Source organism: Brucella oryzae, from assembly GCF_041929965.1.
Taxonomy (GTDB): Bacteria; Pseudomonadota; Alphaproteobacteria; order Rhizobiales; family Rhizobiaceae; genus Brucella; species Brucella oryzae.
This window is the reverse complement of sequence record NZ_JBHEEO010000044.1, coordinates 1-8,047: the sequence shown is the minus strand read 5'-3', so window position 1 is coordinate 8,047 and position 8,047 is coordinate 1. Positions and strand designations below refer to the sequence as shown.

Sequence of the window (8,047 nt, the reverse complement as noted above, 5' to 3'; positions counted from 1 at the left end):
ACGTTGAAGCCAGGCGATATTGTCATTCTCGACAATCTGTCCAGTCACAAACGACCCGCAGCACGTGAGATTATCGATGGACTTGCCCTGATTTAGTGGAGAGGTTCTGTCGCTAATTTACGGTTTATCATCTCGAACTGGATCGGTGATTTATACCCGAGTGCAGAATGTCTGCGCACAGGATTATAGAAGCCGTCAATGTATTCGCCAATGGCTTTGATTGCATCCTTACGTGTGTAGAACACAGTTCGCCATATCAGTTCTGACTTGATTGTCTTGAAGACGGTTTCCACCATCGAATTATCATAACAATTTCCTCTTCCGCTCCTTGATGGAAGCATTTTGTGAGCTTCGAGAATTCTGCGATACTCATAACTGGCATATTGGCTTCCCCTGTCCGAGTGTTGGATCAGTCCCGGCTTTGGTTGCCGGATTGCAATAGTCTTCTTCAAAGCACAGATTGCCAGATCCTTTTCATCCGATCCCGTGCTTCCCAGCCGATAATACGACGAGAGAAAAGATCGACAACAATTGCCAGATACAGCCAACCTTCCGCGGTCCATATGTAACTGATATCGACACCCCATTTCCGATCTGGTCCATCACAAGTGAAGTCCTGATCCAGAAGATTGGGAGCGACAGGCTCACCATGATTGCTGTCGGTCGTGCGTTTGAAGCGAGTTTTCTGCCGGGTCTTAAGACCATTTTCACGCATCAGTCTCGCCGTGCGGTGACGACCTGCCCGAATGCCTTCTTCGTTCAGTTCGACATGCATTCGGGGGGCTGCCATAGGTTTCACGTGACAGTGCAAACTGATTGCGAATATGCGCCAGAATAACCATGTCATCAAGCTGGCAGCGGCTAGGGACGCGATGCTTCCATGCATAATAACCACTGATGCTGACACCTGCGAAGGCGCACAAACGCGACAGAGACATATGGACCTTCTCCGCATCGATGAAGCAAACTTCATCGACTTGTCTCTCGAGCGAAGAAGGCCGTCACTTTTTTTAATAAATCTCGTTCCTGCCGTAGAAGCTCGTTTTCTTTGCGAAGCCGAGCAAGCTCTTGGCTCATGTCTTCATGCGGACCGGAGAGTAAATCGTTCTCAGCAAAATTACGACGCCAGCGGTCAAGTGTTGATTTGCCAATGCTAAGGTCCTCGGCAACCGATGAAATGCTTCGACCACTCGTCGTTAAAATCCGAACGGCTTCGCGTTTGAACTCTTCTGTAAATTCTCGCTGCTTCAATTCTAAGTCTCCTGTCAGTCTTGTCTAACAGAAGCCCTCCACTTTTGAAGGGGGAGTCCATTCATATGCTTATCTGGACTGGCAAAGAAAAATATACTCTCGTGGAGCGCGAGAAGATATTGGATTGCCTGTCCGGTCAGGGTGCAGACCGCGCCGAGGCTGCTATGCTTCGTCATCTTGAGCGGTCGCGCACTCTTTACAAGAAAGAATAAAGTCCTTGCGCGAGAGTTATTGTCGTTTCATCAGGCGGTACACCAGTAGCGAGGAGGCGATGGCGACGATTGCGGAAACAAGAAGCGCAACGGAGAAGCCAGTAGAATACCCTTGCATAGCAAGTTCAGTTGCGGCAGCTCTGGCCGACGGCGTCACCATGCCAAGCGCGTTGGGCAGATCGCCCGCCACTATCGCATCGGCAAACTCTCCGCTGCATGTCGCATCGTTGCAGTCTGTTTGAATTAAATGAGTTCGGACAGCACTTGCCAGCACTCCACTCAGGACCGCGAAGCCAAGCAGAATGCCAGTAAATCGAGCTGTTGTGCTGATGCCAGATGCCATCCCGGCCCGGTCGCGCGAAACCGTGCTCATGATCGCCTTCTGGGTCTCACCGTTCAGCAGGCCGCCGCCGCTTCCGATCAGAAACATACCGCACATGACAATTGGCCAGTTGCTGTAATGCGCACCGAGGCCTGCCACGAGGCTGCCAACACCGACGACCATGAGACCCAGAGAAAGAATTTCTCGAGATGACGTTCTCTTTCCGAGAAAACGCCCGACATTGGGAAAGATCAGCATCGCACTTGCAAATGGAAGCATGGCAAAACCTGCCTGCAATGGCGACTGACCGAAGCCATTCTGAAGGAACAGCGGCAGCATAGATGCCATCACCTGCGCGCAGGCGGCATAGGCAAACATCGCCCATACGCCCCCGATAAAGCGTGGATTGCGAAACAGGCTGAGATCGAGCATGGGGCGCTGCTGGGCATTTTCGACGATAAGAAAAACCATCAACCCGGCAATGCCGCCGACAAAGCCAATTACAGCGATTGGAGACATCCAGCCATGTGCCTGCCCATTGATGAGCCCCCATGTCAGCGCGAACATGGTTGCCGCAAAGGACATGATCCCGATAGGATCGAGACGCCGTGCATTTTCATCGTTCGAATCCGTGATGAAACGCAGCGTAGCCAGTGCCAACACAATTCCGATGGGGATGTTTATGAAAAACGCCCATCGCCAGCCGAGCGTATGGGCAACGACACCGCCGATGATTGGTGACAAGACCATGGTCAGACCCATGATGCCACCCCAGATTGACCATGCACGGTTACGTTCGTCTTCACTGTGAAACGTGTGGCCAATGATTGCAAGTGCGGGGGCGAGTTGGAAGGCCGCGCTTGCGCCCTGCAATGCACGGGCGAGATAAAGTGTGCTGGCAGAATTTGCTACGCCGCACAGCCAGGACGAAAATGCGAACGCGCCAATTCCGATTAGGAAAACAGTGCGCCGCCCGAACCTGTCGGCTAAAGCACCAGCCGGCAGGAGCAGCGAAGCGAAACAAAGAACATAAGTACTGATGACCCACTCGACATCCGCAAAACTGGCCGAAAATTCCCGTGCAATAGTCGGTAGGACCATCGCGACAACATTTGTGTCCAGCACGGTCATCGCGCAACCTGTCGAAGCTGTCAGCAGAATGAAAGTTGAATTGGTAATGCGCGGGGCGGATGCGAAAGCTGTCGTCATTTTCTTGTCAACGCCGTTGTACCAGCCTTCGCGATCCGCTGGTCATGATCTGGTGTGTCAGTCGATACGCCGACAGCTCCGACCACTGTTCCATTCACAGTGATGGGAACGACGCCGCGCCTAAGCACGAAACCGCATACAGTGATTGCAGCAGGCCGCGTTCCGTTGATAGCCAAAGTCCCACTTTCTCCACGGAAAAGAGCGGCTCTACGAGCAATGCCGGGTGTAAACTCGACGCCAGCAGATACTGACGCGTTGTTCGTGCGTAGTGTGAGGGTAGGCAACGCCTCTGCATCGACGACCGAGATCCCGCAGGGCCAGCCGTGCGCCGCCGCTTCCTTTTCGGCAGCAGACATGACCGAGCGGGCAGCTCCCAGGGTAAGATACGGTTTAGTCAGCAAATCTACCGCGAATGCCGGACTGATGAGGGTTATCGATGCGATCATTGAGGCCAGGATCGTGACAGGACGTGGTGACAACGGGCTTTCTTTCGTAGCGATTGAGGTGCCAATAAACAGGATGTTTGAATTTCTTTCATTTGTAGTGTTTTGAGATAATATTAGTTTTTAACTAATTATTGGAGCTCTCATGGAACGCAGGCATCTTCGTTATTTTGTGACGCTCGCCGAGGAACTTCATTTTTCAAGAGCAGCTGAGCGGTTGAACATTGCTGCCCCGACGCTTACGGTTCAGATACAGGAAATCGAGCGGCGGCTCGGTGCTAAGCTTTTTCTCCGAACAAAGAGATCAGTCACCATCACCCCTGCGGGCGAGGTGTTTCTGAAGGAAGCTAGATTGGTGCTGGATCAGTTCGACAAGGCGGAAAGTGTCGGACGCAGAGCCGGGCGAGGGGAAATCGGACGGATCGAAATCGGCTATGTCGGTTCAGCGGCTTATGCCGGGGTATTGCAGATGCAAATCAGCCGTTTCTCGTACGATTGGCCCCAAGTAGAGCTTCATTCGCGCGAGTTTCCGATGGAGGATCTGCCAAAGCTCATTGAGGAAGGACATCTCGATGTCGGCTTCGTCCGTCTGCCGATGACGCTTCCGTCTTCACTTAGCACTCATGTTTTGCTGCAGGACTATTTTTGTCTGGCATTGCCCTCCGACCATCGACTGAAAGTTGCCGAGTTGGAGGATCAGTACGCTCTTCTTGCGGACAGCCGGTTTATTTTGCCGGAACAGGAAGCAGGTACGTATGAAATCGCGAGGCGCGGAGGCTTCGCTCCAAGGATCGTTGCAAAGCCGGGAGGTCTTCTTGCTGTTCTGACGCAGGTGTCTTTGGGCGCCGGTATATCGATAATACCGGGGGTGGTGAGGAATGTCGTGCACATGCCCAATACGGTTTTCTGTCCAATAATAGGAAAGCCGATCACATCGGAAGTGGCAGCCGTCTTCAGAAGTAAGGAATATGCAGGCAGCGTCAAGAATTTCATCGCTCAGATATGTGCTTCGCCACCAATTCAGCTCAATTGTGAGTGGAGTGAACAGTTATTATGAGTTATATTATAGTTTATGTATTGTGCTTTACGAAGATTTATTTTTGATTATCTATAAATGCTTGTCACAAAAGAAAAGGACAGGATATCATGGAAGTCAACATTGTTCTGAAGACATTGTCGCAGATTTAGAAGGGATTGTTGGCCGGTCTATTTGAATCTTTCAAAGGCCGAGCGCAGTATTCCATGCCCGAAATCAAGACGTTCATGACATATTTTGCCCGCTTGCAGCGGAACGGTTTCTTCGTCTCAGCGGCATATGCGAAACTGGTTAGAAGCACTATACCTGACGTTAACCACGTCTCAACCTTGTTGGCTGAAAAGCTCGGCGGACGTTCATATCAGATACAGGCGCCTTTGTTCGCAGATGATGCCTAAGCGTGGGTGGAGTAGGATTCAGCTCTCGCCAGATTTGTCGAAACCGCTGTAAATATCCGTTCTGGTCTGAGGCACGGCGGAAATACCGCGTTTGCGTTTCGAAGCCAGTGTCTGGTTGATCTGGACGGTACCTCTCTCAAATGCCAGCGAACATCCTGCAAGATAAAGCAGCCAGAGGCGTGTCTTGGGATAACCGATTTCGGCGACGGCCTTGTCGAAATTGGAGTACAACCGCTCGCACCATAGCCGACAGGTCCGTCCGTAATGTTCACGCAGGTTTTCCACATCGTGAACTTCGAAGCCGTGCCCTTCGAGGTTTTCTATGGTCATTCCAAGGTGATCGAGCTCTCCTCCGGGGAAAATATACTTCACAAGTGCCTTATGCTCGGCACTTTTGTGTTTGAAGGCTTTTTTGTCTTTCTTCATGCGTCGTGTAATTGCGTGGTGCATGTAAAGCCCACCGGGACGCAGAAGTCGGTGAATCGCACTGAAATAACTGTCGTAATTGGCGATGCCCACATGCTCAAACATTCCGACAGACGATATTTTGTCGAACTGGCCATCAAGCTCCGTATAGGATTTTACATGGATGGTGATCTTGTCTTCGAGCCCAGCCAGCTTGATCCTCTCGCGGGCCAGTGCTGTCTGTGCTTCCGAAAGCGAAACGCCGGTGCCAACGACGTCGAAGTTCTGTGCTGCATAGATGAGAAGGGCACCCCAGCCACAGCCTATGTCCAGAAGCCGGTCGCCGGGCTTCAATCGTAACTTTCGGCAGATCAGTTCTAGCTTGTCTTTCTGAGCCTGGTCGATATCGTTGGTCCAATCGGTGAAGTAGCCGCAGGTGTAGATCATCCGTTCATCAAGGAATAAACGGTAGAACCCATTGGACACATCGTAGTGATGGGTAATTGCTTCCTTGCTTGATCCACTAACGAAAGGCTCTTTGCCGTCAAGAATTTCGCGCGCCTGAGGTTTGCCAGCAAGCAACAGGGCAGGAAGATCCTTCAGAAGTTGCCATTTGGGCAACTCTTTCAGCCTTTTCTTCACACTGCCGTCGGTTTTGGCTTTTGCGAGGTCGAAGATTGTACCATTGCTGATATCGATGCGACCTGAGGTCCAAATGTCGATAAGTGAATCGTAGTTGGGTTTGAGAAGGAGCTGTCGAACGATTGTCGGATCGTTGATTACCAATGACGGACCGTCGAATGCACCAATGCGCGTGCCGTCCCATAGTTCCACGTTGAACTGTGGGCGCAGTGTTTCGACAACTGTCCGGATAATGCGAACAGACTTGGATTCAATCGCCATGCCACGCCTCTCTACTAAGGTTTCCGAAGAAAATCTTCTCGGACTGACCCTAACCGAAGATGTTTAACGACTGCAGTCATAAAATCGTGACGGTTACTGTCATTTCTGAGGTGGAAACGGGAGGATACAGGGGATTGTCGGCATATGGTATTTTGGTCAAAAAAACTCGATTGAGCGCGGCTCATGAAAAGGAGCGGCCCGATGGGTAGTGTTTGAATACAACTCGATGGTTAGCAATCTTTTCGGTGCTGAATCCTAATACCGGGCAAACACGCGACTTTTCGGTAGAGCAGGACTCCATCGAAATCAGGAATATTCGTATTGACATAGAGGCTGTGGATGCTGAAGCTTGGTTTATAAGGCAAAAAAGGCTTTCTAAATATTGGGGAACTAGTTCTCCGTTGTATCCCAACCCGGATACACGCCGGGACGCATGTTACCCCAAGTCGAATCGACGTCATAATATTCGTGATAAAATCTGATGGTGATGGCAGCCAGAAGGAAAGCTGCGCATAGAACCAGTATAATTTTGAAGAATAAGTCTGGTTTCAAATCACGCCGCACCTGTTGTTAACCTCCGCCATGGAAATGATAATATACTGTCACCAGAGTATTATACTGGCACGGAACGACGTTATCCGTTAATCGGAGTCTTAGCAAAGCGCATTCAACGCGGCATTGTTGAGAAATGTCTGCCGCATCCAACCGTGAAACGATAGAAATAGCGAGTGTGAGCTTGTGATTCGACGAGTCGAAATTTCTGCATATTGAACTACGTGAAGAGGCGAACAGCATGGAATTTCCTCGTGACATCGACGCAGCAGCCAGAAATTTGTTGCTCGAAGTTTCCGGAGCGAACGAAAAAATGGCACCTGTCGACGTAATAGCGCTTGCTATCCTTAGAGAGAGACAGCGATGTGCGACAATTGCACTTTGCGTATTTGATGACGAAGAGTGGTCAGATGAATATCGCATGGCGGGCGGGCTAGCTGCGGATGCTATACTTGCAGGCGGTAGTAATATTTCAGATTAAAGCGGTAGCATCAAGGTTGAGGCCTCTCGCACAAAGAAACGGAATGAAATGGTAATTAAACGTTTAGGGTTTGTTGGTCTGCTGTTAATGATGTTGGTTGGATGCACGACATCTCCGCAGAATTATGCCGCTTCTCTTTCAACTCAGGATCCCAAATGGCAGTCTCCGCAGTGCGAAGAAATACGCGCAAAGGCTGAAAACTATGAGGCTGGAGAAACGAAGGTTTCCGATCTGGCTCCCGGACTTCTCATTGGCCCATATGGGCTAGGTATCGCGGCAGCTATAAAAGAGAACGATGAGAAGCGGCGAAAAATATTCGTCCGCGAGATGCATCTACGGTGCTCCAGTCAACCTCTGCCTAAGGAACTTGAGAACACACAAAGTGACGTGAATCATTCAAAACCAGTTGGCATATTTCGATAGTTTGAACCGTTTTCGACGGGGTAAATGCTGATCCTGCAGATACTGCAGGATCAGATACATCGGACCGACGAAACGGTATGCTGTCGAACGCTGCTTTTCGAAAAAAGTCGAGGATACTCTGAATTGGAATAATAATTTTAATCTTGTATTACTCTTAGGATTTTCTTCAAACTTTCAGCAAGACTGATGAAATCTTCAAGCTATTTTAGTTCGTAGTTTGTGCAGATGCATCAGATGGCAAAGATGAACCTGTTCTGATTACAATACGATTCTGCTCGATTGAGGTAGACCTCACCTCATGCTCTCGATTAAACGGCAATCTGGCCGACTGGGAAGTAAGCGGGTAGACTATCCCACGTATCTTTCGTCGGTGAGATGGGCGATTTTCTGCATGAATCATGCGGAGAATCCT

The 8,047-nt window shown here is 50.2% G+C and carries 6 protein-coding genes and 3 pseudogenes; 5 read left to right on the top strand and 4 right to left on the bottom strand.

Features of this window, described 5'->3' with window-relative positions; all coding sequences use genetic code 11:
- Positions 1-92: 92 nt before the first annotated feature.
- Positions 93-1,251 (bottom strand): annotated as a pseudogene (locus JNC70_RS22430) (IS3 family transposase).
- A gap of 62 nt (positions 1,252-1,313) precedes the next feature.
- On the opposite strand from JNC70_RS22430, the pseudogene JNC70_RS22425 reads away from it, so the two are divergent.
- A pseudogene (locus JNC70_RS22425) lies at positions 1,314-1,463 on the top strand (transcriptional regulator NanR); the annotation flags it as partial.
- 16 nt (positions 1,464-1,479) lie between these two features.
- Here the strand turns inward: JNC70_RS22425 and JNC70_RS22420 are convergent.
- Both JNC70_RS22420 and JNC70_RS22415 read right to left on the bottom strand, forming a co-directional pair.
- Positions 1,480-2,994 (bottom strand): MFS transporter, encoded by a 1,515-nt coding sequence (locus JNC70_RS22420; RefSeq protein WP_374789024.1) that lies wholly within the window; start codon positions 2,992-2,994, stop codon positions 1,480-1,482.
- Positions 2,991-3,440 carry a GlcG/HbpS family heme-binding protein gene (locus tag JNC70_RS22415; protein WP_167394063.1) on the bottom strand — a complete coding sequence of 150 codons (450 nt, stop codon included), beginning with the start codon at positions 3,438-3,440 and terminating at the stop codon, positions 2,991-2,993. The genes JNC70_RS22420 and JNC70_RS22415 overlap by 4 nt, the downstream gene beginning before the upstream one ends.
- Positions 3,441-3,582: 142 nt before the next feature.
- Between JNC70_RS22415 and JNC70_RS22410 the strand changes: the two genes are divergently transcribed.
- Together JNC70_RS22410 and JNC70_RS22405 are read left to right on the top strand one after the other, a co-directional pair.
- Complete coding sequence (locus tag JNC70_RS22410; protein WP_104755779.1) at positions 3,583-4,494, top strand: LysR substrate-binding domain-containing protein; 912 nt, start codon at positions 3,583-3,585, stop codon at positions 4,492-4,494.
- 274 nt (positions 4,495-4,768) lie between these two features.
- Positions 4,769-4,868: pseudogene (locus JNC70_RS22405) on the top strand (sugar-binding transcriptional regulator); the annotation flags it as partial.
- A gap of 21 nt (positions 4,869-4,889) precedes the next feature.
- Here the strand turns inward: JNC70_RS22405 and JNC70_RS22400 are convergent.
- Entirely contained in the window at positions 4,890-6,179 is a 1,290-nt protein-coding gene (locus JNC70_RS22400) for an SAM-dependent methyltransferase (protein WP_104755780.1), read from the bottom strand.
- A gap of 793 nt (positions 6,180-6,972) precedes the next feature.
- Between JNC70_RS22400 and JNC70_RS22395 the strand changes: the two genes are divergently transcribed.
- Positions 6,973-7,212 (top strand): hypothetical protein, encoded by a 240-nt coding sequence (locus tag JNC70_RS22395; protein WP_104755781.1) that lies wholly within the window; start codon positions 6,973-6,975, stop codon positions 7,210-7,212.
- A gap of 48 nt (positions 7,213-7,260) precedes the next feature.
- Positions 7,261-7,635, top strand: a complete 375-nt coding sequence (locus tag JNC70_RS22390) for a hypothetical protein (RefSeq protein WP_104755782.1) — start codon at positions 7,261-7,263, stop codon at positions 7,633-7,635.
- Positions 7,636-8,047 lie beyond the last annotated feature (412 nt).

Coding starts and splice junctions, on each gene's coding strand:
- JNC70_RS22420 (WP_374789024.1), bottom strand. CDS start 2,994: ATGACGACAGCTTTCGCATCCGCCCCGCGCATTACCAATTCAACTTTC.
- JNC70_RS22415 (WP_167394063.1), bottom strand. CDS start 3,440: ATGATCGCATCGATAACCCTCATCAGTCCGGCATTCGCGGTAGATTTG.
- JNC70_RS22410 (WP_104755779.1), top strand. CDS start 3,583: ATGGAACGCAGGCATCTTCGTTATTTTGTGACGCTCGCCGAGGAACTT.
- JNC70_RS22400 (WP_104755780.1), bottom strand. CDS start 6,179: ATGGCGATTGAATCCAAGTCTGTTCGCATTATCCGGACAGTTGTCGAA.
- JNC70_RS22395 (WP_104755781.1), top strand. CDS start 6,973: ATGGAATTTCCTCGTGACATCGACGCAGCAGCCAGAAATTTGTTGCTC.
- JNC70_RS22390 (WP_104755782.1), top strand. CDS start 7,261: ATGGTAATTAAACGTTTAGGGTTTGTTGGTCTGCTGTTAATGATGTTG.